The organism is Malaciobacter mytili LMG 24559 (genome assembly GCF_003346775.1).
Lineage (GTDB): Bacteria > Campylobacterota > Campylobacteria > Campylobacterales > Arcobacteraceae > Malaciobacter > Malaciobacter mytili.
This window is the reverse complement of record NZ_CP031219.1, coordinates 166,264-190,849: the sequence shown is the minus strand read 5'-3', so window position 1 is coordinate 190,849 and position 24,586 is coordinate 166,264. Positions and strand designations below refer to the sequence as shown.

Annotated in this window: 21 protein-coding genes, 2 tRNA genes and 3 rRNA genes; 20 read left to right on the top strand and 6 right to left on the bottom strand. The window is 30.1% G+C overall.

Annotated elements, in window-relative coordinates; all coding sequences use genetic code 11:
- From pstB to AMYT_RS00885, 20 genes are all read left to right on the top strand, one after another.
- Positions 1-780: a phosphate ABC transporter ATP-binding protein PstB gene (gene pstB / locus AMYT_RS00980; protein ID WP_114840708.1), complete on the top strand. Its 780-nt coding sequence runs from the start codon at positions 1-3 to the stop codon at positions 778-780.
- Positions 780-1,445, top strand: coding sequence for a phosphate signaling complex PhoU family protein (locus AMYT_RS00975; protein ID WP_114840707.1), 666 nt, complete (start codon positions 780-782; stop codon positions 1,443-1,445). The genes pstB and AMYT_RS00975 overlap by 1 nt, the downstream gene beginning before the upstream one ends.
- A gap of 3 nt (positions 1,446-1,448) precedes the next feature.
- Positions 1,449-1,820 carry a phosphate-starvation-inducible PsiE family protein gene (locus AMYT_RS00970; protein ID WP_114840706.1) on the top strand — a complete coding sequence of 124 codons (372 nt, stop codon included), beginning with the start codon at positions 1,449-1,451 and terminating at the stop codon, positions 1,818-1,820.
- Positions 1,817-2,491: a response regulator transcription factor gene (locus tag AMYT_RS00965; RefSeq protein ID WP_114840705.1), complete on the top strand. Its 675-nt coding sequence runs from the start codon at positions 1,817-1,819 to the stop codon at positions 2,489-2,491. Before AMYT_RS00970 ends, AMYT_RS00965 begins: the two co-directional genes overlap by 4 nt.
- 98 nt (positions 2,492-2,589) lie before the next feature.
- Positions 2,590-3,861 (top strand): sensor histidine kinase, encoded by a 1,272-nt coding sequence (locus AMYT_RS00960; protein WP_228197876.1) that lies wholly within the window; start codon positions 2,590-2,592, stop codon positions 3,859-3,861.
- A gap of 75 nt (positions 3,862-3,936) precedes the next feature.
- The gene (gene rplM / locus AMYT_RS00955; RefSeq protein ID WP_114840703.1) at positions 3,937-4,356 is read left to right on the top strand and encodes a 50S ribosomal protein L13; all 420 of its coding nucleotides are present in this window, start codon (positions 3,937-3,939) and stop codon (positions 4,354-4,356) included.
- A gap of 5 nt (positions 4,357-4,361) precedes the next feature.
- A complete protein-coding gene (gene rpsI / locus AMYT_RS00950; protein ID WP_114840702.1) occupies positions 4,362-4,751 on the top strand; it encodes a 30S ribosomal protein S9 in 390 nt (129 codons plus the stop codon).
- A gap of 93 nt (positions 4,752-4,844) precedes the next feature.
- Positions 4,845-6,362, top strand: coding sequence for a peptide-binding protein (locus AMYT_RS00945; protein ID WP_114840701.1), 1,518 nt, complete (start codon positions 4,845-4,847; stop codon positions 6,360-6,362).
- A complete protein-coding gene (locus AMYT_RS00940) occupies positions 6,359-7,024 on the top strand; it encodes an HAD family hydrolase (RefSeq protein ID WP_114840700.1) in 666 nt (221 codons plus the stop codon). The genes AMYT_RS00945 and AMYT_RS00940 overlap by 4 nt, the downstream gene beginning before the upstream one ends.
- Before the next feature lie 207 nt (positions 7,025-7,231).
- A complete protein-coding gene (locus tag AMYT_RS00935; protein WP_114840699.1) occupies positions 7,232-7,795 on the top strand; it encodes a pyruvate flavodoxin oxidoreductase subunit gamma in 564 nt (187 codons plus the stop codon).
- A gap of 10 nt (positions 7,796-7,805) precedes the next feature.
- Positions 7,806-8,225 (top strand): 4Fe-4S dicluster-binding protein, encoded by a 420-nt coding sequence (locus AMYT_RS00930; RefSeq protein ID WP_191287676.1) that lies wholly within the window; start codon positions 7,806-7,808, stop codon positions 8,223-8,225.
- A complete protein-coding gene (locus AMYT_RS00925) occupies positions 8,218-9,444 on the top strand; it encodes a 2-oxoacid:ferredoxin oxidoreductase subunit alpha (RefSeq protein WP_114840698.1) in 1,227 nt (408 codons plus the stop codon). Before AMYT_RS00930 ends, AMYT_RS00925 begins: the two co-directional genes overlap by 8 nt.
- Positions 9,445-9,455: 11 nt before the next feature.
- The gene (locus AMYT_RS00920) at positions 9,456-10,412 is read left to right on the top strand and encodes a thiamine pyrophosphate-dependent enzyme (protein ID WP_114840697.1); all 957 of its coding nucleotides are present in this window, start codon (positions 9,456-9,458) and stop codon (positions 10,410-10,412) included.
- Between the two features lie 119 nt (positions 10,413-10,531).
- Positions 10,532-11,497 (top strand): tripartite tricarboxylate transporter substrate binding protein, encoded by a 966-nt coding sequence (locus AMYT_RS00915; protein WP_114840696.1) that lies wholly within the window; start codon positions 10,532-10,534, stop codon positions 11,495-11,497.
- Positions 11,498-11,529: 32 nt separating this feature from the next.
- On the top strand, positions 11,530-12,015 hold the full coding sequence (locus AMYT_RS00910; protein ID WP_114840695.1) for a tripartite tricarboxylate transporter TctB family protein: 486 nt from the start codon (positions 11,530-11,532) through the stop codon (positions 12,013-12,015).
- Entirely contained in the window at positions 12,012-13,517 is a 1,506-nt protein-coding gene (locus tag AMYT_RS00905; RefSeq protein ID WP_114840694.1) for a tripartite tricarboxylate transporter permease, read from the top strand. The genes AMYT_RS00910 and AMYT_RS00905 overlap by 4 nt, the downstream gene beginning before the upstream one ends.
- Positions 13,518-14,195: a response regulator transcription factor gene (locus AMYT_RS00900; RefSeq protein WP_114840693.1), complete on the top strand. Its 678-nt coding sequence runs from the start codon at positions 13,518-13,520 to the stop codon at positions 14,193-14,195. It abuts the gene before it with no gap.
- Positions 14,188-16,359 carry a cache domain-containing protein gene (locus tag AMYT_RS00895; protein ID WP_191287675.1) on the top strand — a complete coding sequence of 724 codons (2,172 nt, stop codon included), beginning with the start codon at positions 14,188-14,190 and terminating at the stop codon, positions 16,357-16,359. Before AMYT_RS00900 ends, AMYT_RS00895 begins: the two co-directional genes overlap by 8 nt.
- 112 nt (positions 16,360-16,471) lie before the next feature.
- Positions 16,472-16,987: an S-ribosylhomocysteine lyase gene (gene luxS / locus AMYT_RS00890; RefSeq protein ID WP_114840691.1), complete on the top strand. Its 516-nt coding sequence runs from the start codon at positions 16,472-16,474 to the stop codon at positions 16,985-16,987.
- A 4-nt stretch (positions 16,988-16,991) separates the two neighbouring features.
- Positions 16,992-17,723, top strand: a complete 732-nt coding sequence (locus AMYT_RS00885) for a tRNA (5-methylaminomethyl-2-thiouridine)(34)-methyltransferase MnmD (protein ID WP_114840690.1) — start codon at positions 16,992-16,994, stop codon at positions 17,721-17,723.
- A 5-nt stretch (positions 17,724-17,728) separates the two neighbouring features.
- Here AMYT_RS00885 and AMYT_RS00880 read toward each other — a convergent pair whose 3' ends face one another.
- From AMYT_RS00880 to AMYT_RS00855, 6 genes are all read right to left on the bottom strand, one after another.
- The gene (locus AMYT_RS00880) at positions 17,729-18,217 is read right to left on the bottom strand and encodes a hypothetical protein (RefSeq protein ID WP_114840689.1); all 489 of its coding nucleotides are present in this window, start codon (positions 18,215-18,217) and stop codon (positions 17,729-17,731) included.
- Positions 18,218-19,087: 870 nt separating this feature from the next.
- A 5S ribosomal RNA gene (gene rrf, locus AMYT_RS00875) occupies positions 19,088-19,203 on the bottom strand.
- A 114-nt stretch (positions 19,204-19,317) separates the two neighbouring features.
- A 23S ribosomal RNA gene (locus AMYT_RS00870) occupies positions 19,318-22,231 on the bottom strand.
- Between the two features lie 275 nt (positions 22,232-22,506).
- A tRNA-Ala gene (locus AMYT_RS00865) sits at positions 22,507-22,582 on the bottom strand.
- Between the two features lie 19 nt (positions 22,583-22,601).
- Positions 22,602-22,678, bottom strand: a tRNA-Ile gene (locus AMYT_RS00860).
- 85 nt (positions 22,679-22,763) lie between these two features.
- Positions 22,764-24,280: ribosomal RNA gene (locus AMYT_RS00855) — 16S ribosomal RNA — on the bottom strand.
- The 16S, 23S and 5S rRNA genes sit together here with 2 tRNA genes alongside, the layout of an rRNA operon.
- Between the last annotated feature and the right edge of the window lie 306 nt (positions 24,281-24,586).

Sequence of the window (24,586 nt, the reverse complement as noted above, 5' to 3'; positions counted from 1 at the left end):
ATGAGTAAAGATATTAAAAATAATGAAGTAAAAATAAATGTAAACTCTTTAAATCTATGGTATGGAGATAACCATGCCCTACATAATATTGATGTTGATATTTATAAAAATAAAATTACAGCTTTAATTGGTCCATCAGGATGTGGAAAATCTACATTCTTAAGATGTTTAAATAGAATGAATGATTTAATCTCAGTTGTGAAAATTGATGGTCAAATTGTTATTGATAATAAAAATATCTATGATAAAGATGTTGATGAAGTAAGTGTTAGAAAAAGAATAGGAATGGTTTTTCAACAACCAAATCCTTTTCCAAAATCTATTTATGACAATGTAGCATATGCACCACTTAAACATGGTCTTGTAAAAAAAGGTAGAGAATGTGATGAGTTAGTTGAAATCTCTTTAAAAAAGTCAGGACTTTGGGATGAAGTTAAAGATAAATTAGGAGAACCTGGGACTTCTCTTTCAGGAGGACAACAACAAAGACTTTGTATTGCAAGAACAATTGCAGTAAGACCTGAGGTTATTTTAATGGATGAGCCTACCTCAGCACTTGATCCAATTTCAACAGAGAAAATTGAGGCACTAATGTTAGAGCTTAAACAAGATTATACAATTATTACAGTTACACATAATATGCAACAAGCAGCAAGAGTTGCTGATTATACTGCATTTTTTCACTTAGGAAAACTAATTGAATATGATGAAACAGAAACAATTTTTGTTAATCCTAGCAATAAAAAAACAGAAGATTATATTACAGGAAGGTTTGGATAATGTTAAAAACTTATGAAGAAAAGGTAAATCTTATAAAGCATGAGATTAATACTATAGGGGAGATAGTTTTAAAAGCTAATCAAACTTCATTAAAAGCTTTAAAAGATAAGGATTTTAATCAATTAAAAGATATAGAACTATCATTAAGAAAAGTAGTTTCTAAATCAAATGAGATTGATAATTTAATAGTTACAACTTTAGCTTTATATTCACCAGAAGCTAAAGATTTAAGAGAGATGGTTTCATATTTAAAAATTACAAATGAGCTAGTAAGAGCAGCAGCAAATTCAAAAACTTTTATAAAAACATTTAAAAAATCTTTTTCAGAGGATTTAGATGAACAAACAATTTTAGAATATGCTATTCCTTTACAAAAAGCAGCTGTAAATGCTTTAGAAATTTCATTAAGTATGATTGAAGAACATAATGAAAAAATTATTGAAGAAAAATATAATAAAGTTTTAGTTGAAGAGAGTAAAACTGATGATTTATATGCAATGGTTGAAAAAAATGTTCTTAAAATAATTAATAAAAAGCATGAATTATCAAGAGACTATTTTAACTTATTAAGTAGCTTAAGAAAACTAGAAAAATGTGCAGATAGAGCTACAAGCATAGCAAACTTAATGCTTTTTGCTAGAATTGGTGGAGAGTTATTACACTAATCAATGAAAAGTGCAATTACAAAAGTAAAAAATAATTATGAATTTTTGGCAGCTTTGATAATTTTTATTATCATTTTAGCTGCTCATTTAGAGTTTCAAAAAACTATTGTTTTAATGTTAGAGTTCATTGTAGTTATGGAAGTTGTTAAAATGATCTCTGATTTTATAAAAAAAGCAAAATTAAGACTAAGATTTGTTATTGATATTTTTATAATCTTTCTTATTAGAGATGTTGTAATTTATACTTCACATACAAATAAAGATTACTTTACTATTCTTTTTTTATTATTTGTAATCTTAGTTTTCTTTATATTTAGAATACTTGCAATAAAATATTCACCAGGAAAAAAAGATTTACTAAAAGAAGAGATATGAAAAAAAAACTTATTTTAATTGTAGAAGATGAAGAGGATATTTTAGAACTATTAGAATATACCCTACAAAAAGAAGGATATGAAACTATTGGTTGTTTAAATGTAAACTCTGTTTTAAATAAAATTATTGAAGAAGAAGAGATAGACCTTATTTTAATGGATAGAAATCTTCCTGGAATTGATGGTACAACTTTTATAAATACAATTAGAAAAAAAGGAATTAATGCTCCTGTTATTTATGTAACTGCAAAAGATAGAGATGAGGATATATTAGAAGGATTTGAAAACTATGCTGATGATTATATTACAAAACCTTTTAATCTAAAAGAACTATCAGCAAGAGTAAAAGCAGTTATTAAAAGAACAGCAAAAGAAGTAGAAATTTTAAAAGTTAAAGATATAGTATATAAAGCAAATAATAAAAAATTCTATATAGATGACAAAGCCATAGAATTAACTCATTTAGAGCATGATTTACTTTTAGAGTTTGTAAAAAATAAAGATATTTTATTAAGTAGAGAACATCTATTAAATACTGTATGGGAAGACTCTTTTGATAAAAAACTAAAAACAGTAAATGTGGCTATAAAAAGATTAAAAACAAAAATTGACCCAAAAGGTAAGAAAGAGTATATAAAATCTATTAGAGGGGAAGGGTATATCTTTTGCTAAAAATACATCAACTCTTCCTTAGAACCTTTGTAATTATATTTTTTCTTATATTTTTAAGTATTAGTTTTACTACATATTTTTGGTCTAAAAATATCTATATGAACCAAATTGAGAAAAATCTATCTCAAAATATTGACTCTATTGCTTTAGTTTTACATAATATTAAAGATATTGAAAATACAGTTCAGCAATTTAAAGAGAAAACAAGTCTAAGAATCACAATAATAGATGAAAATGGTAAAGTTATAGTAGAGAGTGATAAAGATAAAGACTCAATGGAAAATCATAAAAATAGATATGAAATTATTCATGCAAAATATGATGGATTTGGTAAAATTATTAGATATTCTCGTTCATTAAATAAAGAACTTTTATATGTTGCTAAAAAAATTAAAATAAATGAAGAGACTTATTATATAAGACTTGCTGATTATACTGATAAAATTCAAGAAAATTTTATTAGGTTATCTTTTCATATTATAGGAATTATTACTATATTTTTAATTATTGCATTTATGATAACTTATTTTATTAGTATAAAAATTAAATCTGAAACAGATAATATTTTAAAATTTTTAATTGAATTAAGTGATAAAAAACCAAGCTATGAAATCACTTCAAATTATACTTTAGAGTTTAATAAAATAACTAGATTCTTAAATAAGGTTGCTTTAAAATTAGCAAAAAAAGAGAAACAAAAAGCAAAACAAACTGCAAAATTAAAACTAGCAAATAGACAAAAAGATGAGATTATTTCAGCTATCTCCCATGAATTTAAAAATCCTATTGCTATTATTTCAGGATATAGTGAGACTTTATTAAATGATACAGATTTGCCAAATAGTATGAGAGAGAAGTTTTTAAATAAAATTCGTTCAAATGGTGAAAAAATGTCTCAAATTATTGATAAATTAAGACTATCATTAAAACTTGAAGAGGGAAAACAACAAACTTTATTTACAACTTGTTCAATAAAAAAAATTTGTGAAAGAGTAGTTTCTGATTTAAAAGATAAATATAAAGATCATGAAGTAACTATTGAAGGTAATGATATAAAAATAAAAGCAGATGAAACCTTAATGGAAATAGCAATAGGAAATCTAATAGAAAATGCCTTAAAGTATTCAGAAGATAATGTTAAAGTTATTTTAACACAAGAGTCAATAAGTATAATTGATAAAGGTATTGGAATAGAAGAAAAAGAGTTAAATAAGATTAATAAAAAGTTTTATAGAGTATCAAAAAACGGTTGGAATAACTCTTTAGGATTAGGACTTTTTATTGTTCATTCTATTTTATCACTACATAATTTTAAGCTTGAAATTAAAAGTGAAATTCATAAAGGCTCTGAATTTATAATAAAATATTAAAATATACTTAAATTAAGTATTTATTAAGTTTTATTAGTATATTATTCCACCTCATTAATCAAATCGGAGAAATAAATGAAATTTACTCAAATGGCAAAAGCTAACGAAATCGAGAGAGATTGGGTAGTAGTAGATGCAACTGATAAAGTATTTGGTAGAATTATTACTGAAGTTGCTACTATCTTAAGAGGTAAACATAAACCTTCTTATACTCCTCACGTAGATTGTGGAGATTATGTTGTAATTATCAATGCATCTAAAGCTAAATTTTCTGGAACTAAATTAGAGACTAAAAACTACTTTACACACTCAGGTTATTTTGGAAGTACTAAAACTCACAAAATGTCTGAAATGTTTGAAAAAAATCCAGAAAAATTATATAAATTAGCAACAAGAGGTATGTTACCTAAAACTACTCTTGGTAAAACAATGTTAAAAAAATTAAAAGTATATGCAGGTTCTGAGCATCCTCATACTGCGCAAATTAAAGGATAAGACTAATGGCAAAAGTTTACGCAACAGGTAGAAGAAAAACAGCTATCGCAAAAGTATGGCTAGAAAATGGTAATGGTCAACTTACAATTAATGGTCAATCTTTAGATGCATGGTTAGGTGGATTAGAATCAATCAAAAAAAGAGTTATGCAACCATTAGAAGTAGCAAAACAAGAAACTTCTGTAAATGTAATTGTTAAAACTTTAGGTGGAGGATACTCTGCACAAGCTGATGCTGTAAGACATGGTATTTCAAGAGCATTAGTTGCTTATGATGAGCAATTTAGAACAATCTTAAAACCTTATGGATTATTAACAAGAGATGCAAGATCTGTTGAAAGAAAAAAATACGGAAAGAAAAAAGCGAGAAAATCTACGCAGTTCTCAAAAAGATAATATTTTTTTATCAATACTATTTTTTTACAAAGGAAGCAAAATTTTGCTTCCTTTTTTTATGCACTTTTTTAAAAAAAAATACTAAAATATCTTATGAAAAAACATATACTATTAATAGCTTTATTTTTTAATTTTTTATTTGCAAGTACATTAAATCTTTCAATTACTTCAAGCCCTAGTAGAATAAATCCTATCTTATCTAATGATACGGCAAGTAGTGAAATCTCTCAATGGCTTTTTAATGGTCTATTAAAATATGATAAAGATGCAAATATTACAACAGATATTGCAAAATCATATTATTTTGAAAATGAAACAAAACTTATTATTAAACTAAGAGAAGATGTATTTTGGCATGATGGGGTACAAGTTACTTCACAAGATGTACTTTTTACTTATGAAACGATTTTAAATCCAAAAGTTTTTACTTCAATTGCTTCAAATTATAAAGAAGTTGAAAGTGTAAAGGCTTTAGATAAATTTACTATTGAAATTATTTATAAAAAACCTTATTTTAAAGCTTTAGAAATTTGGCTAATTGGTTTACTTCCTTATCATATTTTAAAAGATGATAAAGATTTAATGACAAGTAAATTTAATAAAAATCCTATAGGAACAGGTCCTTATATTTTAAACTCTTTTAAAAATGCCTCAGATATTATTTTAACTGCCAATAAAAACTATTTTAAAGGTAAACCTAAAATTGATAAAATTCATTATAAATTTTATCCAGACCCAACAACTTCTTTTTTAATGTTAAAACAAAATAAACTAGATATAGCTTCTCTTACACCTATTCAAGTTGATAGACAATTAAATAATGAATTTTATGAAAATTACCAAATAATTGAAACAACAAGTTTTTCTTATGCTTATTTGGGATTTAATTTAAATAATAAAAAATTTCAAGATAAAAAAGTAAGGCAAGCCTTATCTTTAGCAATAAATAGACAAGAGTTAGTTGATATTTTATATTTTGGACATGCAAAAGTTGCCAATGGGCCATTTTTACCTGGAACTTTTGCTTATAATGAAAAAGTTAAACCTATAGTTCAAGATATAAAAAAAGCAAAACAGCTTTTAAAAGAAGCAGGATATAATGAAAAAAATCCTTTAAGCTTTGAACTTGTTACAAATACAGGAAATGAAATAAGAGTTAATGCAGCTCAAATTTTACAACATCAATTAAAACAAATTGGAGTAGAAGTAAAAATAAGAGTTATGGAATGGCAAGCTTTTTTAAATACTGTTGTTCATCCAAGGAAATTTGAAACTGTATTACTTGGTTGGTCTCTTGCTTTAACGCCAGATGCTTACCCTCTTTGGCATAGTGACTCAACAAAAATTGGAAGATTTAATCTTGTAGGTTATAAAAATAAACAACTAGATAAATTAATAGAACTTGGTTCAACTACAGTTAATAGAGAAAAATTAGCAGAAATTTATAAAAATATTTTTACAATTATAAGTAATGATTTGCCATATTTATTCTTATTTATACCAAATTCTATAACCGTTGTAAATAAAAATATAAAAAATATTGAACCTACTTTTATAGGTATTTTTCATAATCAAATTGACTGGATAAAAGAAGACAAGGAAAAAAATTGAAAGAAAATAATATTATACTATTTGATTTAGATGGAACATTAATAGACTCAACAGAAGCAATTATTTCATCTTTTTATCATACTTTTGAAGAACTAAATTTTGAGTTTAAAGGGAAAAAAGAAGATATTAAAAATCTAATTGGATACCCTTTAGATATTATGTATAAAGATTTAGGAGTTGAAGATGAAAGAGTTTGGGATTTTGTAGATGCTTATAAAAATAGATATAGAACTATATCAAAAGAACAAACTTTTCTTTTAGAAAATGTAAAAGAGTGTTTAGAGTTTGCTTCAAAATTTGCAAGACTAGCTATAGTTACAACAAAAACTGCTTTATATAGCACTCCTCTTTTAGAACATTTAGAGATTTTAGACTACTTTGAATATATTACAGGAAGAGAAAATGTTGAAAATCCAAAGCCTCATCCTGAGCCAATTTTAAAAACTTTAGAATTAATGAATTATGATGAAGAAAAACATAGAGTATGGATGGTAGGAGATACAAAGCTTGACCTAATTTGTGCCCAAGAAGCAAATGTAAATTGCGTGGGAGTGCTTTGTGGTTATGCACAGCAAGAAGAGTTACAAATCTACACAGATTATATACAAAATAGTGCATTAGAAGCTGTTCAATTTATCTATAATAAAACTTATTCAAATTAATAAAGAATTATAAAAATATTTTATAATTCTTACTTTTTGGGCTTTACTAATACTTAAAAATAAGTTCAGCAAATAATTTTAGCTGATTTTTACATTAATTTTACATATTAAATTTATAATTTAAAAGGTTGCTATAAGTAATTATCTCATAAAATAAGTATAGACAAAAAAGAGGTGTCTTACACTAACTAAATTTTAGGAGCTAAAATGCTAGAAATAAGATGGCATAGCCGTGCTGGTCAAGGTGCTGTGACAGGAGCTAAAGGTTTAGGTTCAGTTGTTGCAGAAACTGGAAAAGAAGTGCAAGCTTTTGCATTTTATGGTTCTGCAAAAAGAGGTGCATCAATGACTGCATATAATAGAATTGATGATAAAAAAATCATAAATCATGAAAAATATATGGTTCCAGATTATGTTTTTATTTTAGATCCAGGTTTAGCCTTTACAGATGATTTTACTGCAAATGAAAAACCAGAAACTAAATATATAATTACTACACACTTACAAAAAAATGAATTAATTAATTTAATTCCAGCATTACAAGGAAGAGAAGATAGAGTTTTTATTCTTGACTGTCTTAAAATCTCTCAAGAAACTATTGGAAGACCTATCCCAAATACTCCAATGCTTGGTGCATTTATGAAAATTAGTGGAATGTTTGAATTAGAATATTTCAAAGATGCAATGAAAGCTGTACTAAAAAAGCTACCTCAAAAAGTAATTGATGCAAATATGATTGCTATTGAAAGAGCTTTCAACGAAGTAAATTAAAGGTGGTATTATGAGTAAATCAATAAAAGATATGGGATGGGATGAATTAGTTCCAGGAGCAGCACTATTTTCTTTTGAACAAACTGTAAATTATAATATAGCAGAAGTTCAACCAGAAGATAGAACATATGCAGAAACTAACTCAAAAAATGCCTATGTGGGTGATTGGAGAGTAATAAAGCCAGTATGGAATTCTGAAATCTGTATTGACTGTCAAAACTGTTGGATATTCTGTCCTGATTCATCTATTATTGCAAGAGATAAAGAGATGAAAGGAGTTGATTATGATCACTGTAAAGGATGTGGTATCTGTGTAAGTGTATGTCCTACAAATCCAAAATCACTTTTAATGTTTAATGAAACAGAAAAAAATGAAGATGCTCTTGCTAAATGGCCTGAGAAAAAGAAAAAGGGTGAAAGTAATGAATAGTAAACAAATGGAATTAAATACAGTAGAGGTTTGGGATGGGAATATGGCAAATGCCCAAGCTTTAAGACAAGCTGCTGTTGATGTTGTTGCAGCATATCCTATTACTCCTTCAACTGCAACAGTTGAAAACTATGCTTCAATGCATGCAAATGGGTATGTTGATGGTGAAGTAATTATGGTTGAATCTGAGCATGCAGCAATGTCTGGTTGTGTAGGAGCAGGGGCTGCTGGTGGTAGAGTTGCAACGGCAACTTCATCTCAAGGATTAGCTCTTATGATAGAAGTATTATACCAAGCATCAGGGATGAGAATACCAGTAGTATTATGTCTAGTAAATAGAGCTTTAGCTGCACCATTAAATGTAAATGGTGACCATTCAGATTTATACTTAACAAGGGATTCAGGATGGGTTTCTTTAGATTCTTTTAGCCCACAAGAAGCATATGATATGACATTAATGTCTTTTAAAATCTCTGAACATGAAAAAGTAAGACTTCCAGTAATTTCAAATCAAGATGGATTTATGACTTCACATACTGCACAAAATGTAAGACCCCTAAGTGATGAAGTAGCTTATAACTTTATTGGTGATTATAAACCATTAAATGCTATGCTTGATTTTTCTAAACCTGTAACACATGGTGTTCAAACAGAACATGATTGGCATTTTGAACACAAAGCAAAACAACATGCTGCTCTTATGGCTTCTAAAGAAGTAGTAAAAGAAGTATTTGAAGAGTTTGAAAAAGTATCAGGAAGAAAATATAATATTGTTGAATCATATGGTATGGAAGATGCAGAAGTTGCAATTGTATGTTTAGGAACAACTTATGAATCTGCTATATTAGCTGTGGATAAGTTAAAAGAAGAAGGAATTAAAGCTGGTGTTGTTGCACCAAGATTATTTAGACCTTTTCCTTTAGTTGAAATTGCACAAACTTTACAAAATGCTAAAGCTGTTGCATGTATGGATAGAAGTGCACCTGGAGGAACTGTGGGTGCTTTATATAATGAAGTAGCAGGTGCATTATTCAACACTTCTGCTAGGCCTGTATTAAGAAATTTAATTTATGGTTTAGGTGGAAGAGATATGACTATTAATGAATTATGCGATATTTACAGAGATTTAAATAAAGATGCAAAAGCTGGTAAACTAACAGGAAAAATCCAAAAATTAACAGGTGTTAGAGGTCCAGAATTAAGCTTCTATGAACTATAAGAAGGATTGTTATGAGTAATCAAAAAGAGATAAAAAACTTAAAAACATTTTCAACAGCTGCTGAAAGATTTGAAGGTTCTCATGTTTTATGTCCAGGGTGTGCACACTCTATTATTGTAAGAGAAGTTTTAAATGCAACAAATGATAATTTAGTTGTTTCTGCAGCAACTGGTTGTTTAGAAGTTTGTACAGCTATTTATCCTCATACTTCATGGGACTGTTCATGGATTCATATTGGATTTGAAAATGCTTCAACAGCAATTGCAGGTGCAGAAACTATGAATAAAGTTTTAAGAAAAAAAGGAAGAATTCCTGCTGATACTCCACAACCAAAATTTGTTGCATTTGGTGGAGATGGTGCAACTTATGATATAGGTTTTCAATTTATTTCAGGTTGTTTTGAAAGAGGACATGATTTTATGTATGTTTGTTTAGACAATGAAGTTTATGCAAATACAGGAGGTCAAAGATCTTCATCTACTCCAATTGGAGCAAGTACTACAACTGCTCCTGCGGGAACTGTATCTTATGGTGAAAAGAAAAATAAAAAAGATATTTTATCAATTATGGCAGCACATGGTTCTCCTTATGTTGCACAAGTTGCTCCAAATAAATGGAAAGATATGGTTAAAAAAATCCAAAGAGGATTTGATACAGAAGGTCCAGTATTTATCAATGCGATGAGTGCATGTACAACTGAGTGGAGATTTAAACCTGACCAAACTATTGAAGCTTCTGATTTAGCAACAGATTCATTAGTTTTCCCTCTTTATGAAATAATTGATGGAACTGAATTAAATATTACATATAGACCTAAAAATATTGTTCCAGTAAGGGATTATTTAGCATTTCAACCAAGATTTAAACATCTATTTGCTCCTGAAAATGAGCATATTATAGAAGAATGGCAAAAAAGAGTTGATGCTAGATGGGAATATTTACAAAGAAGAGAAGAAGCAAGAGTTTAAAACTCTGCTTCTATTTATCCTACAAATATATAAAAACTTTCAAAAATCATTTAATATTTTATTTTTTTTACATTTTTTTTATCTAGACTTTAAATATATAAAAAGTTAAGGAGAAAAAGATGAAAAATTACAAGCTAACAAAAACTTTTAAAAATCTTTTTATTAGTTTATTAATAGTAAATAGTACTCTATTTGCAGCAAATATTGAAAAAATACACTTTTTAATACCTGGAGGAGCAGGTGGTGGCTGGGATGGTACAGCAAGAGGGGTAGGAGAAGCTCTTTTAAAATCAAATTTAATAAAAGAAGCTTCATACGAAAATATTTCAGGTGGTGGAGGTGGAAAAGCTATTGCTTATTTAATTGAAACTGCTAATAAACAACAAAATACAATAATGGTAAATTCAACTCCAATTGTTATTAGATCACTACAAGGCATATTTCCTCAATCTTTTAGAGATTTATCTTTAATTTCAACAGTTATTGCAGATTTTGGCGTTTTAGTAGTAAAAAATGATTCAAAATATAATTCATGGGAAGATGTTAAAAAAGCCTTTAAAAAAAATCCAGGAAAAATAAAAATTGCAGGAGGAAGTTCAAGAGGAAGTATGGACCACTTAGTTGCAGCACAAATATTTAAAGCTGCAAATGGAAATCCTAGAGATGTGAGATATGTACCTTACAATGCAGGAGGTAAAGCAATAGCTGGATTATTAACAGGAGAAGTTGATATTTTATCAACTGGACTTGGTGAAGTTTTAGAAAAACATAAAAAGAAAGAATTAAAAATAATTGGAGTTACATCTAATAAGAGTATTGAAGGTATCCCAAGCTTTAAAAGTATGGGTGTAGATGCTTATTTTGTAAATTGGAGAGGTTTCTTTGCTGCTCCTAATCTTCCAAAGAAAAAAATTGACGAATTTGCAAAAATTCTAGAAGATATGTATAAAACTGAAGAATGGGAAAAAATAAGAAAAAGAAATGGTTGGGAAAACCTATATAAATCAAAAGAAGAGTTTAAACTTTTTCTTGAAAACCAAGAAAAAATAATTAGTTCTCTAATGAAAGAAATGGGCTTTTTATAAAAATATTTATCTAGGTTATTAAGGAATATCTTATGTCAAAAAATATAATAGGTTCAATTTTCTTTTTAGCTCTTTCATCTTTTTACTTTTATAATGTATTTGATATAAAAGAGTTGCCAAATGCTCAGTTTGAAGTGATGACTCCTTCTACATTTCCTTTCTATATTGGAATTATTGGAATAATTATCTCTTTACTAATGTTATTTTTTGCAATCAAAGAAAAACACAATGAAAAAATTTCACTAGAATATTTAAAATCATTAGATTTTAAAACTATTTTTTTATTTATAACTTTAATGTTTTTATATGGCTTAATTATAAAAATTTTAGGATTTATTTTATCTACTATAATTTTTTTAGCTTTGAGTTTTATTTTTTTAAAAGAAAGGAACATTAAAAGAATACTAATTATTTCTATTAGTATATCTGTTGGGTTTTATCTTATCCTAAATAATATTTTAGGGGTATATATAGTACCTGGATTTTTTATAGAATATATTAAAGGAGTATTCTTATGATAGATGGTATCTTACAAGGAGCACAAACTGCTTTTTCTTTTTATAATATACTAATGGTAATTATAGGTTGTTTTGCAGGAACTATTATTGGGATGCTTCCTGGGCTTGGACCAATATCAGCCATTGCACTTATGATTCCTATTACATATGGGATGGATCCTTCTTCTGGATTAATTTTAATTGCCGGAGTTTATTATGGTGCTGTTTTTGGAGGCTCAACTTCATCAATTTTAATAAATGCTCCAGGAGTAGCAGGAACAGTAGCTAGTTCATTTGATGGTTATCCTTTATCAAAAAAAGGACAAGCAGGTAAAGCCTTAGCAATTGCAGCATATTCTTCTTTTTCAGGAGGAACAATAGCAGCTATTTTTTTACTTATTGCTGCACCAATTTTGGCAAATATCTCATTAAGTTTTCAATCTTCTGACTATTTTGCAATGATGTTATTAGGACTTACAGCAGTAGCAGCATTTTCAGGAAGAGGCAATTTTCTAAAAGCTTCTATAATGACAATTTTTGGTATTATGCTCTCAACTATTGGTATAGATTCTGATTCTGGAATTCCAAGATTTACTTTTGGAAGATTAGATTTAATTGATGGAATATCCTTTTTACTTCTAGCAATGGCTGCTTTTGCTTTATCTGAAGCAATGATGAATATCTTAGAAAATAAAAGAACTAATAAAGATGAAGAAACAAAATTAAAAAATGAACTTGGTAGTTTAAAACTTCAAAAAAATGAAATTAGACAAATTGCCCCAACTATTGCAAGATCTTCTATTCTAGGTTTTTTTGTTGGTATCTTACCAGGAGCTGGTGCTACAATTGCTTCATTCTTAGCTTATGGAATGGAAAGAAGCTTTGCAAGTAAAAAAGAGAAACAAAAATTTGGAAATGGTTCTCTTCAAGGTCTTGCTGGACCAGAAAGTGCCAATAATGCTGCTTCTTCAGGTTCTTTTGTACCATTATTAACATTAGGCATTCCAGGTTCTGGAACTACAGCTGTTATTTTAGGAGCCTTAATATCTTATGGTATTCAGCCAGGCCCAACATTATATATTGATAATCCTATTTTATTTTGGTCTGTTATTATCTCTATGTATATTGGAAATTTAGTATTATTGATTTTAAATCTTCCTCTTATTCCTTATATAGCTAAAATACTAACTTTACCTAAACAATTGCTATTGCCTCTTATTATCTTTTTTTCTTTAATTGGGGTATATCTAGTTACTTTTAATAATTTTGATATTTATATAATGACACTATTTGCTGTTGTTGCACTTTTTTTAAGAATTTTAGATTTTCCTATGGCACCTATGATTTTAGGATTTATTTTAGGAAAGATGATTGAAGATAATTTAAGAAGATCTTTAACAATAAGCGATGGTTCTATCTCTTTTCTTTGGGAAAGACCAATTACTTTAAGTCTTTTAATAATTATAATAGTTATAATATTATCACCTATAATACTTAAATATCTATCTAAAAAAAGGTCTTAAATGCAAAATTTTAAAGCATATACTATTTTATATATTGAAGATGATGAAGAAGTAAGAAAAATCAATTCAAGAATTCTAAAAAGGATGTTTAAAACTCTTATTGAAGCTAAAGATGGCTTTGAGGGCTTTAAACTTTATAAAAAATATAAACCTCATATTATTTTAACAGATATAAATTTACCAAAACTAGATGGAATTTCACTTTCAAAAAAAATTAGAGAAAATGATCTTAATACAAAAATTATTATTTCAACAGCTTTTAGTAATAAAGATTATTTATTAGAGGCTATTGAATTAAACCTTGAAAAATATATTATAAAACCTCTTTCAAGTAAAAATTTATATCCTGCTTTAAAAAAAGCAGTAAAAAAAATTGAAGAAAGCAAAGATAAAAAGATATATCTAAATGCAAATTTTTATTTTGATTGTAAGAATTTACTTTTTTATTATAAAGACTCACCATTAACTCTTACAAAAAAAGAATTTTTATTTTTAGAACTATTAGTAAAAAATAGAAACAGAATAATTTCTTATGAAGAGATTGAAAGAGTTGTATGGAATGAAAAATATATGAGCATATACTCTCTTCGAACTACAATAGGTTTTTTAAGGAAAAAACTTCCTATAAAATGCATTAAAAATATTTCAAATATAGGATATAAATTAAATATTGAATAAATATACAAACACTGAAAAAAAAATAAAAAAAATTACACTTTTAAGTTCTACAATAATTATTCTATTAGTTGCTACAATAATAGGTATTATTCTTATACAAACTGAATTTACAAATTTTAATAATCATATAAATAATTTTAAAAATACTATTATTGAAAGAAAAAAATTTACTCTAAAAACATCTGTTGAGAATCTAATAAATGATATAAAAATTGAAGAATTTTCTATTTTAAAAAATAAAAAATATAGAATTAAAAATCAATCAATAATAGCATATAATTTAGCTAAGGCCATATATAAAAAATCAAAAAATCTTACAAAAGAGGAAAAATTAAAATTTATAAAAGACGCTCTTACTCAAATCTCAAATAAAGAAAATGATATAAATTATTTTATTTTAGATAAAAAAGGAACTATTATTTTAAATACTGAATATAAAAAAATAGAAGGAGAAAATTATTTAAATATTCAAGATATCTCTGGAAAAAAATTTATAAACGAAATCATTCATTCTAATAATAAAAAACAAACTTTTCATGAATATTTTTGGTATAAACCCAAAAGTAATATATTATCAAAAAAAATACTTTTTGCAAGAGCATTAGATGAATTAGATATTATTATTGGTTCTACTACTTTTTTAGAAAAAATAAAAGAAAATATTACTAGTAAAATTAAAGAAAAGATTTTTAAGCAAAGTTCTAATAAAGAAGACTTTATTTTAATATACAATGTAACTAGTTTAAATGATATTTTAAATAGTGATTTAATTATACAAAAACATGTAATTGCAAATAAGTTTGATAAAGAAGCTATAAAAGATTTACTTATAAAAACAAATTATAAAGGTAATGATTTTATATTTTATGAAGATTCTGAAAAACTAATGTATGGAAGTTTTATACAAGAGTATAGATATTTTATTGCAAATGTTACAAATTTAAATACTATTAATAATATTATTAAAAATGAAAGAAATATCTCTTATAAAAATTTAATAAAAAATATAACTAAACTCTCTATTTCTATTAGTGTAATAACTATATTTTTCTTTATTATTTCTCTTTTATTTACAAAAAAGATTGATTCTTTATTTAAAAACTATAAAAAAAGAGTTATTTCTAATGAACAAAAATTTAAACTTCTTTTTAATCATAGTAATAATGCTTTTATTATTTCAAATAAACATAAAGGTGAAATTTTAAGTTTTAATAATACTGCATTAAAACTTACTTCTTATAAACATTCAGAATTACTAAATAGAAATTTTTTTGAATTATTTATAAATTTAGATAAAGAAATGGTTTTAAATAAATCTTCTTTTGAAAAAACTATAAAATTAAAAGATAAAAATAATAATATTAAAATCATTGAACTTCAAATTGTTAATTATAATAATTATGATGAAAATCTACTTTTTTCATCACTTAAAGATATTACAGAAAGAACTTATTTAAAAAAACAAAAAAGAAGACAAGAACAACTTTTAATACAAAAATCAAAAATGGCGGCAATGGGTGAAATGATAGAAAATATTGCTCACCAATGGAGACAACCTTTATCGCAAATTTCAGGATTATTTTTTGATATTCAATCAGCGTACGAATATAATGAATTAACTAAAAAATATCTTATAAATAGAATAAATGAAGCAAATGATTTAACAGAATATATGTCAAAAACTATAGATGATTTTAGAAATTTTTTTGACCCAAATAGCAAAAAAGAAGAGTTTTATATCTTTGAAGCTGTTGAAAATGCTTTAAAAATATTAAATTCTACATTAAGCTTCTATAAAATAAAAGTTAAAATAAAAAAAGGAAAAGACTTTAAAATTTATGGGTTTAAAAATGAATATGCACAAGCTATAGTTAATATTATTTCAAATGCAAAAGATATATTAGTAGATAGAAAAGTGACAAATCCCAAAATAAAAATCTATATAAAAGAAGAAAAACACAATACTTTATATATTGAAGATAATGCAGGAGGAGTAGATAAAAATATCTTAGATAAAATATTTGATCCATATTTTACTACAAAATGTAATTATGGAACTGGCATAGGGCTTTATATGACAAAACTAATTATTGAAGAAAAAATGAATGGAGAAATAAAAGTTGAAAATTCAATAAAAGGAGCAATATTTTCAATTACAGTTTAAGTTTTTTCTTTACTTTAGAAATACTGTTAAAATATTAAAGCTTATTATTTATAAATACCTCTTTAGTAATTTTAGGATAAAATTCAAAATAATTAAATCTAAAAGGAACAAAATGCCACTACTAGATAGTTTTAGAGTAGACCACACTATTATGCCAGCACCTGCTGTTAGAGTTGCAAAAACTATGAAATCACCTTCGGGAGATGTTATTACTGTTTATGATTTAAGATTCTGTATTCCAAATAAAAAAATGTTAGGAGAAAAAGGTATTCATACTTTAGAACATCTTTTTGCAGGATTTATAAGAAATCATTTAAATTCTGATAAAGTTGAAATTATTGACGTTTCTCCTATGGGGTGTAGAACAGGATTTTATATGAGTTTATTAGGAAATCCAAGTGAAGAAGTAGTTGCTACTGCTTGGAAAAAATCTATGGAAGATGTAATTAAAGTAAAATCTCAAAATGATATTCCAGAATTAAATGAATATCAATGTGGTACATATAAAATGCACTCATTAGAAGAAGCAAAACAAATTGCACAAGAGGTTTTAAATAATGGAATTGGAGTAATGTCTAATAAAGATTTATTTTTACCTGAAGAAAAATTAAAAGAGTTAGAAATCTAATTTTATGTATAAAGTAGTTACTACAAGAGATGGGTCTAAAACTCTTTTTTCCCAACAATATAATCAGCACTATCATAGTATAAATGATGGTGCAATTTTTGAAAGCTTATCAAAACATATTATTCCAGCCTTTACTTTTCATCAAAATAAAAATGAATTAAATATTTTAGATATTTGTTTTGGATTAGGATATAATACTTTAGCAACTATTTATTATGTAAAAAAGTATAATATTAATGCTAAAATAAATATATACTCTCCTGAACTAGATGAAGTGCTTATTTCATCATTAAAAGAGTTTGAATACCCTAAAGAGTTTGAAGAATTAAAATCTATTATTATAAAGCTATGTGAAGATAAATATTATAAGGATACTCAATTTAATATAATTATTAAAATTGGTGATGCAAGAGAATATCTAAATTCATTAGAAATAAATTTTGATATAATTTATCAAGATGCTTTTTCAAGTGACGTTAATAATGAATTGTGGACTAAAGAATATTTTGATATTTTATATAGACTTTCAAATAAAAATACAATTATTACAACTTATTCTATTGCTACTCCTGTTAGATTATCTATGTATGAAGCAGGTTTTAATATTTATGAATATATTCCTGAGATTAAAAAGCAAACTTTAGCTTTTAAAGAAAAACAAGAATTATTAGGAAAATTTGTAGATATGCAATTAAAAAAGCAAAGAAATCCTCAAGCAAAAGCTTTAAGAGATTAGATAATCTATTCTACTAGATTATCTAAGATATATTTTTGAAGTTCTTTTTTTGGAAGCTCTAATTTACTAGCTTTTTGAAAAATCTCATCAATTTTTTTATTATAATCTTTATATGGAAAAAATGGGAAATGTGTTTTCCAACCTTTTTTTATTTGACTTAAAGCAACTTGGTCAACTAACCAAACTCTAAAGAAATTAAAAAAGATAAAAATTACTGCTGTTAAAAGCATCCCTGCAACAATAGAAACATGTGAATCCATTTTTACAAATGCACCATGAGAAACAATTGTAAAAGGAATTAGAAAAAGAATTACAAGTATTATATATACCAAATAAGCTCTAGCAACTTTTAATCTAAATCCAAGTTTTACTGGATCAACATGCAATTTTTCATTATATTGAGCATTTGCAATTAGTAAATCTTTTAATAATATAGGTTGTTTTGAAACTGTAAATACATAATCTATAATCTTTTGTTTAAAAGATGAAAGCATCAATTTTCCTTATTAAAATATGTGTAATTCTACCCAATTTTAATTAATAGTATGTTAATTTAGTAAATAAAGCCTTTAATAAAAAAAATCAAAAGAAACCTAGCTTTATATAAAAGCCCTATAAGATGTCTAGAAGAAAAAGAAAAGAGAGATAAGTATATTTACTTATTTTTTATAAATTAATCCATTTAAAGCTTTATTTTAATGACTCTTTACACAACTTATACTTTTTAGTTCAATAAAGTTAAATTACTAGATAAAAGGGTGAGCATTTGAAAAATAGCGTAAAGAATATTTTTTAAAATTCGTAAAGAAATTGTAACTTGTTTGAGGCAAGAATTTGCCGAGTCTTACAATTTTAGGATTTTAAAAAAGATTTAGCGTAATTTTTCATCTAGTGAACGATTTTTTTTGTTTACTTTTTTTATAAAAAAAAAGTATTTCAGTCTAAATATTAATTATAGAAATATATATTTATAAGTAGAAAATACTATAAGAGAATAAAACTTTTATCTTATATTTTATATTTCTTTTTTTAATTACCTTTCTTTAACCGTAAAGAAAGGTACAAAGAAACTCCCAGACAAGTTATTGAAGGCATAAATGCTTCCCAAAAATATTATTCTAATTTTCTGCCTTGCGGAACTTATAAAAAGAGTGAATTTATCACTCTTTTTATTTCAAACAATCCTCAGGCTTTCTCGAAAATTATCTTCCTATTTTTGGCTTCAATAAAGTCTGGCTCTTTTTCTAGTAATAAAAGATAAAAGTAAAATATATAAAAAAACAAGGTAAAAAAAAAGCCTCTATCGAAATCAACAGTAAATATTGACTTAGATAAAGGCTAAATTGTTATATAAAAAACTCAAGAGCTGGCAGAGACCTACGTTTCCACAACTGAAAGCTGCAGTATTATCAGCGCTGAAGTGCTTGACTTCCAGGTTCGGTATGGGTCTGGGTATTTCCACTTCGCTATATCCACCAGCAAGTTGAGTGATAAAAATAGTTCTTCTATTCTTAACACTCAACTTTGTGAGTTTTTTGTTAAAGTCTTTTACACAACTTTTATATTTAATAAGATAGTAAACCAAAGAATTGTAAAAAAAAAGCCAAACGATCTATTAGTACTAGTCAGCTAAACAACTTTCATTGATTACACATCTAGCCTATCAACCTCTTAGTCTTAGAGGGATCTTCAGGGAAAGTTCATCTTGGAGTTGGCTTCGAGCTTAGATGCTTTCAGCTCTTATCTCATCCGTACGTAGCTACCCAACGATGCTCTTGGCAGAACAATTGGTACACCAGTGGTACGTTCATCCCGGTCCTCTCGTACTAGGGACAAATCTCCTCAACTTTCCTACGCCCACGGAAGATAGGGACCGAACTGTCTCACGACGTTCTGAACCCAGCTCGCGTACCGCTTTAAATGGCGAACAGCCATACCCTTGGGACCTGCTCCAGCCCCAGGATGCGATGAGCCGACATCGAGGTGCCAAACCTCCCCGTCGATGTGAGCTCTTGGGGGAGATCAGCCTGTTATCCCCGGCGTACCTTTTATCCTTTGAGCGATGGCCCTTCCACTCAGAACCACCGGATCACTATGACCGACTTTCGTCTCTGCTCGACATGTACGTCTCACAGTCAGGCTAGTTTATGCCATTATACTCAGCTGGCGATTTCCATCCGCCATGAACTAACCTTTGTAAGCCTCCGTTACTTTTTAGGAGGCGACCGCCCCAGTCAAACTACCCACCAGACATTGTCCTAGTAGAGGTTTACTCTACCTAGTTAGTAACTCAAATATTCAAGGGTGGTATCTCAAGGGTGGCTCCGACTCTACTGGCGTCTAGTCATCTTAGCCTCCCACCTATCCTGCACATGAATATCCAAGCTACAGTGTCAAGCTGTAGTAAAGGTGCACGGGGTCTTTCCGTCTTTCCGCGGGTAGGAGGAATTTTCACCTCCACTACAATTTCACTGGATCCCTGGTTGAGACAGCTCCCATCTCGTTACGCCATTCATGCAGGTCGGTATTTAACCGACAAGGAATTTCGCTACCTTAGGACCGTTATAGTTACGGCCGCCGTTTACTCGGGCTTCAATCAAATGCTTCGATTGCTCTAACATCATCAGTTAACCTTCGAGCACCGGGCAGGCGTCACACCTTATACATCCACTTACGTGTTAGCAAAGTGCTGTGTTTTTGGTAAACAGTCGGGAGGGACTCTTTGTTGCAACCTTTCTAGCTTTTTGAAGCAAGTTCATATACCAGAGGAGGCACACCTTATACCGAAGATACGGTGCTAGTTTGCAGAGTTCCTTAACCAGGGTTCTTCCACGCGCCTTAGAATACTCATCCCACCCACCTGTGTCGGTTTACGGTACGGGCAACATATAATATACTTAGTGGCTTTTCTTGGCACGACAGTATCATCGATTCCAAACGCTCTCCTAAAAGATTGTTCGGCCTGTAAGATCTCGGTCTCGTGATACCCGGATTTGCCTAAGTATCAACCTACTTCCTTCGAGCCACACTTCCATCAGTGACCTCGATTAACTCTATGCGTCCCCACATCGCGCTTATATGCTGGTATTGGAATATTAACCAATTTACCATCGTCTACCCCTTTCGGACTCGACTTAGGTCCCGACTAACCCTACGATGACGAGCATCGCGTAGGAAACCTTGGGTTTTCGGCGTTGAGGATTCTCACCTCAATTATCGCTACTCATGCCTGCATGCTCACTTCTATCCGCTCCAACGCTCCTTACCGGTACATCTTCTACGCTGAATAGAACGCTCTCCTACCACTCATATATAATATGAATCTAAAGCTTCGGTGTACATCTTAGCCCCGTTATATTTTCCGCGCAGAATCACTAGACCAGTGAGCTGTTACGCTTTCTTTAAAGGATGGCTGCTTCTAAGCCAACCTCCTGGTTGTCACAGTAACTCCACATCGTTTTCCACTTAGATGTAACTTTGGGACCTTAGCTGTTAGTCTGGGTTGTTCCCCTCTCGACATATGATTTTATCACCCTACGCCTGACTCCCTAGATTCCACATGTAGTATTCGAAGTTTGATAGGGTTTGGTACCGCGGTGAGCAGCCCTAGCCCATTCAGTGCTCTACCCCTACATGCTACTTCTAGAGGCTATACCTAAATATATTTCGGAGAGAACCAGCTATCACGAAGTTTGATTGGCCTTTCACCCCTATCCACAGGTCATCCGGAGGCTTTTCAACGCCTATCGGTTCGGTCCTCCACTGGCTCTTACACCAGCTTCAACCTGCCCATGGATAGATCACTTCGTTTCGGGTCTGCAGCATCTGACTTAGTCGCCCTATTAAGACTCGCTTTCGCTACGGCTTCGTACTTGACTTAACCTTGCCAGATACCACAACTCGCAGGCTCATTATGCAAAAGGCAGTCCGTCACCCTGTTAAAACATAGGGCTCCGAATGATTGTAAGCTAATGGTTTCAGGTTCTATTTCACTCTCCTCGCTGGAGTACTTTTCACCTTTCCCTCACGGTACTTGTTCACTATCGATCTGTAAGTAGTATTTAGGGTTGGAGGGTGGTCCCCCCGGCTTCAGTCAAAATACCACGTGTTCCGACCTACTCAGGATACCATTTGAGCTATTGATAATTTCGTATACAGGAGTATCACCTTCTATGCTATAGCTTTCCAACTATTTCTACTATCATCTTTAGTCTCTTATTATGGTCCTTCAACCCCCTATGCAAGCATAGGGTTTGCCCTCTTCCGCGTTCGCTCGCCGCTACTTACGGAATCTCGTTTGATTTCTCTTCCTCTGGCTACTGAGATGTTTCACTTCACCAGGTTAGCCCCCCGTAGGGTAACATAATCTTCATTATGCTGGGTTGTCCCATTCGGAAATCTTCGGATCAATGCCTCTTGACGGCTCCCCGAAGCTTATCGCAGTCTAGTACGTCCTTCATCGCCTCTTACAGTCTAGGCATCCACCATTAGCCCTTAATAGCTTTCTTTGTATAAATTAAATATTCCTATTTAATCTACCTTTGATAATTATTCCTTGGCTACTATCTTATTAAACATAAGATAGTTGTGTTTTCTTTTTTGAAATTTTATTTTTTATTAAAACTTTCGTTTCAATAAAACTCTTTCGAAAAATTTAAAGACTTTAACATTGTGTTTTTAAATAACTTTTAGGTTTTTTAAACCTAATATAAAAACTAATCTCTTTTAGTTCTTATATTAAGTTTCTTTTCTCACCTTATTTTCTTCTTTTTTATTTATAAGTTGGTGGAGAATAGCGGGATCGAACCGCTGACCTCCTGCGTGCAAGGCAGGCGCTCTCCCAGCTGAGCTAATTCCCCATAAAGATTATCTTTCTTATGGTGGGCCTAACAGGACTTGAACCTGTGACCTCACGATTATCAGTCGAGCGCTCTAGCCAGCTGAGCTATAGGCCCCTTTCACCTATCTTTAAATAATCTTTATAAACTGAATATATTGACTTTCAGATTAAGAATTGAATCTTAATCTGTTTTTTCTCTGAAAGGAGGTGATCCAACCGCAGGTTCTCCTACGGTTACCTTGTTACGACTTCACCCCAGTCGCTGATTCCACTGTGGAAGGTAGCTATCTTAGCATCCCTGCTTCGAGTGAAATCAACTCCCATGGTGTGACGGGCGGTGAGTACAAGACCCGGGAACGTATTCACCGTAGCGTAGCTGATCTACGATTACTAGCGATTCCAACTTCATGTAGTCGAGTTGCAGACTACAATCCGAACTGGGAGGTATTTTTGAGATTTGCTCCACGTCACCGTATTGCTGCTCTTTGTATACCCCATTGTAGCACGTGTGTAGCCCTGGTCGTAAGGGCCATGATGACTTGACGTCGTCCTCACCTTCCTCCTACTTGCGTAGGCAGTCTCGTTAGAGTTCTCAGCCGAACTGTTAGCAACTAACGACGAGGGTTGCGCTCGTTGCGGGACTTAACCCAACATCTCACGACACGAGCTGACGACAGCCGTGCAGCACCTGTATGTAAGTTCTAGCAAGCTAGCACTATTCTATCTCTAAAATATTCTTACTATGTCAAGACCAGGTAAGGTTCTTCGCGTATCGTCGAATTAAACCACATGCTCCACCGCTTGTGCGGGTCCCCGTCTATTCCTTTGAGTTTTAATCTTGCGACCGTACTCCCCAGGCGGTACACTTAATGTGTTAACTGCATTACTGCCATATCTAGTATGGCAACAACTAGTGTACATCGTTTAGGGCGTGGACTACCAGGGTATCTAATCCTGTTTGCTCCCCACGCTTTCGCGTCTCAGCGTCAGTTATGTTCCAGTAGATCGCCTTCGCAATCGGTATTCCTTCTGATCTCTACGGATTTTACCCCTACACCAGAAATTCCATCTACCTCTCCCATACTCTAGATTGACAGTTTCAAGAGCAGTTCTATGGTTGAGCCATAGGATTTCACTCCTGACTTATCGATCCGCCTACACGCTCTTTACGCCCAGTGATTCCGAGTAACGCTTGCGCCCTCCGTATTACCGCGGCTGCTGGCACGGAGTTAGCCGGCGCTTATTCATATAGTACCGTCATTATCTTCCTATATAAAAGGAGTTTACGCACCGAAATGTGTCATCCTCCACGCGGCGTTGCTGCATCAGGGTTCCCCCCATTGTGCAATATTCCCCACTGCTGCCTCCCGTAGGAGTCTGGACCGTGTCTCAGTTCCAGTGTGACTGATCATCCTCTCAAACCAGTTATGCGTCATTGTCTTGGTAGGCCATTACCCCACCAACTAACTGATACAATACAGGCCAATCCTTTACCGATAAATCTTTCCCTTGCATACTTTAGTATTAAAGGCATATAGGACATTAGCAGTCGTTTCCAACTGTTATTTCCTTGTAAAGGGCATGTTACCTATACATTACTCACCCGTGCGCCACTTAGCTGACAAATATAGCAAGCTATATCCCGTTCTCGTTCGACTTGCATGTGTTAAGCACGCCGCCAGCGTTCACTCTGAGCCAGGATCAAACTCTCCAAAAAGTGTTTGAAACTGACTAATTATGTAACTCTATTTGTTACAAAATTATCACTCATTGTTTTTTAATTAAAATTAATTAATTAAATTTTTGTTATAGACGAAGAATTTTCTATTCTTCTTGTTTTTCATTGTCATATATATTCAGTTTATAAAGATTACTTTCCTTATAAACTTTTTGTTTTTAAAGAACTCAATTTCTATCTCTCCCGCTTCTTAAGCGTTCCAGCGAATTTGGACGGGAATTATAATAGATTTTTTACCCCTTGTCAAGGGTTTTTCCTAAAATTTAACTTAAATTTTTAAATTCT

Coding starts and splice junctions, on each gene's coding strand:
- AMYT_RS00970 (WP_114840706.1), top strand. CDS start 1,449: ATGAAAAGTGCAATTACAAAAGTAAAAAATAATTATGAATTTTTGGCA.
- AMYT_RS00900 (WP_114840693.1), top strand. CDS start 13,518: ATGCAAAATTTTAAAGCATATACTATTTTATATATTGAAGATGATGAA.
- rplM (WP_114840703.1), top strand. CDS start 3,937: ATGAAATTTACTCAAATGGCAAAAGCTAACGAAATCGAGAGAGATTGG.
- AMYT_RS00915 (WP_114840696.1), top strand. CDS start 10,532: ATGAAAAATTACAAGCTAACAAAAACTTTTAAAAATCTTTTTATTAGT.
- AMYT_RS00925 (WP_114840698.1), top strand. CDS start 8,218: ATGAATAGTAAACAAATGGAATTAAATACAGTAGAGGTTTGGGATGGG.
- rpsI (WP_114840702.1), top strand. CDS start 4,362: ATGGCAAAAGTTTACGCAACAGGTAGAAGAAAAACAGCTATCGCAAAA.
- AMYT_RS00935 (WP_114840699.1), top strand. CDS start 7,232: ATGCTAGAAATAAGATGGCATAGCCGTGCTGGTCAAGGTGCTGTGACA.
- AMYT_RS00905 (WP_114840694.1), top strand. CDS start 12,012: ATGATAGATGGTATCTTACAAGGAGCACAAACTGCTTTTTCTTTTTAT.
- AMYT_RS00945 (WP_114840701.1), top strand. CDS start 4,845: ATGAAAAAACATATACTATTAATAGCTTTATTTTTTAATTTTTTATTT.
- AMYT_RS00930 (WP_191287676.1), top strand. CDS start 7,806: ATGAGTAAATCAATAAAAGATATGGGATGGGATGAATTAGTTCCAGGA.
- pstB (WP_114840708.1), top strand. CDS start 1: ATGAGTAAAGATATTAAAAATAATGAAGTAAAAATAAATGTAAACTCT.
- luxS (WP_114840691.1), top strand. CDS start 16,472: ATGCCACTACTAGATAGTTTTAGAGTAGACCACACTATTATGCCAGCA.
- AMYT_RS00910 (WP_114840695.1), top strand. CDS start 11,530: ATGTCAAAAAATATAATAGGTTCAATTTTCTTTTTAGCTCTTTCATCT.
- AMYT_RS00975 (WP_114840707.1), top strand. CDS start 780: ATGTTAAAAACTTATGAAGAAAAGGTAAATCTTATAAAGCATGAGATT.
- AMYT_RS00920 (WP_114840697.1), top strand. CDS start 9,456: ATGAGTAATCAAAAAGAGATAAAAAACTTAAAAACATTTTCAACAGCT.
- AMYT_RS00885 (WP_114840690.1), top strand. CDS start 16,992: ATGTATAAAGTAGTTACTACAAGAGATGGGTCTAAAACTCTTTTTTCC.
- AMYT_RS00880 (WP_114840689.1), bottom strand. CDS start 18,217: ATGCTTTCATCTTTTAAACAAAAGATTATAGATTATGTATTTACAGTT.
- AMYT_RS00965 (WP_114840705.1), top strand. CDS start 1,817: ATGAAAAAAAAACTTATTTTAATTGTAGAAGATGAAGAGGATATTTTA.
- AMYT_RS00960 (WP_228197876.1), top strand. CDS start 2,590: ATGAACCAAATTGAGAAAAATCTATCTCAAAATATTGACTCTATTGCT.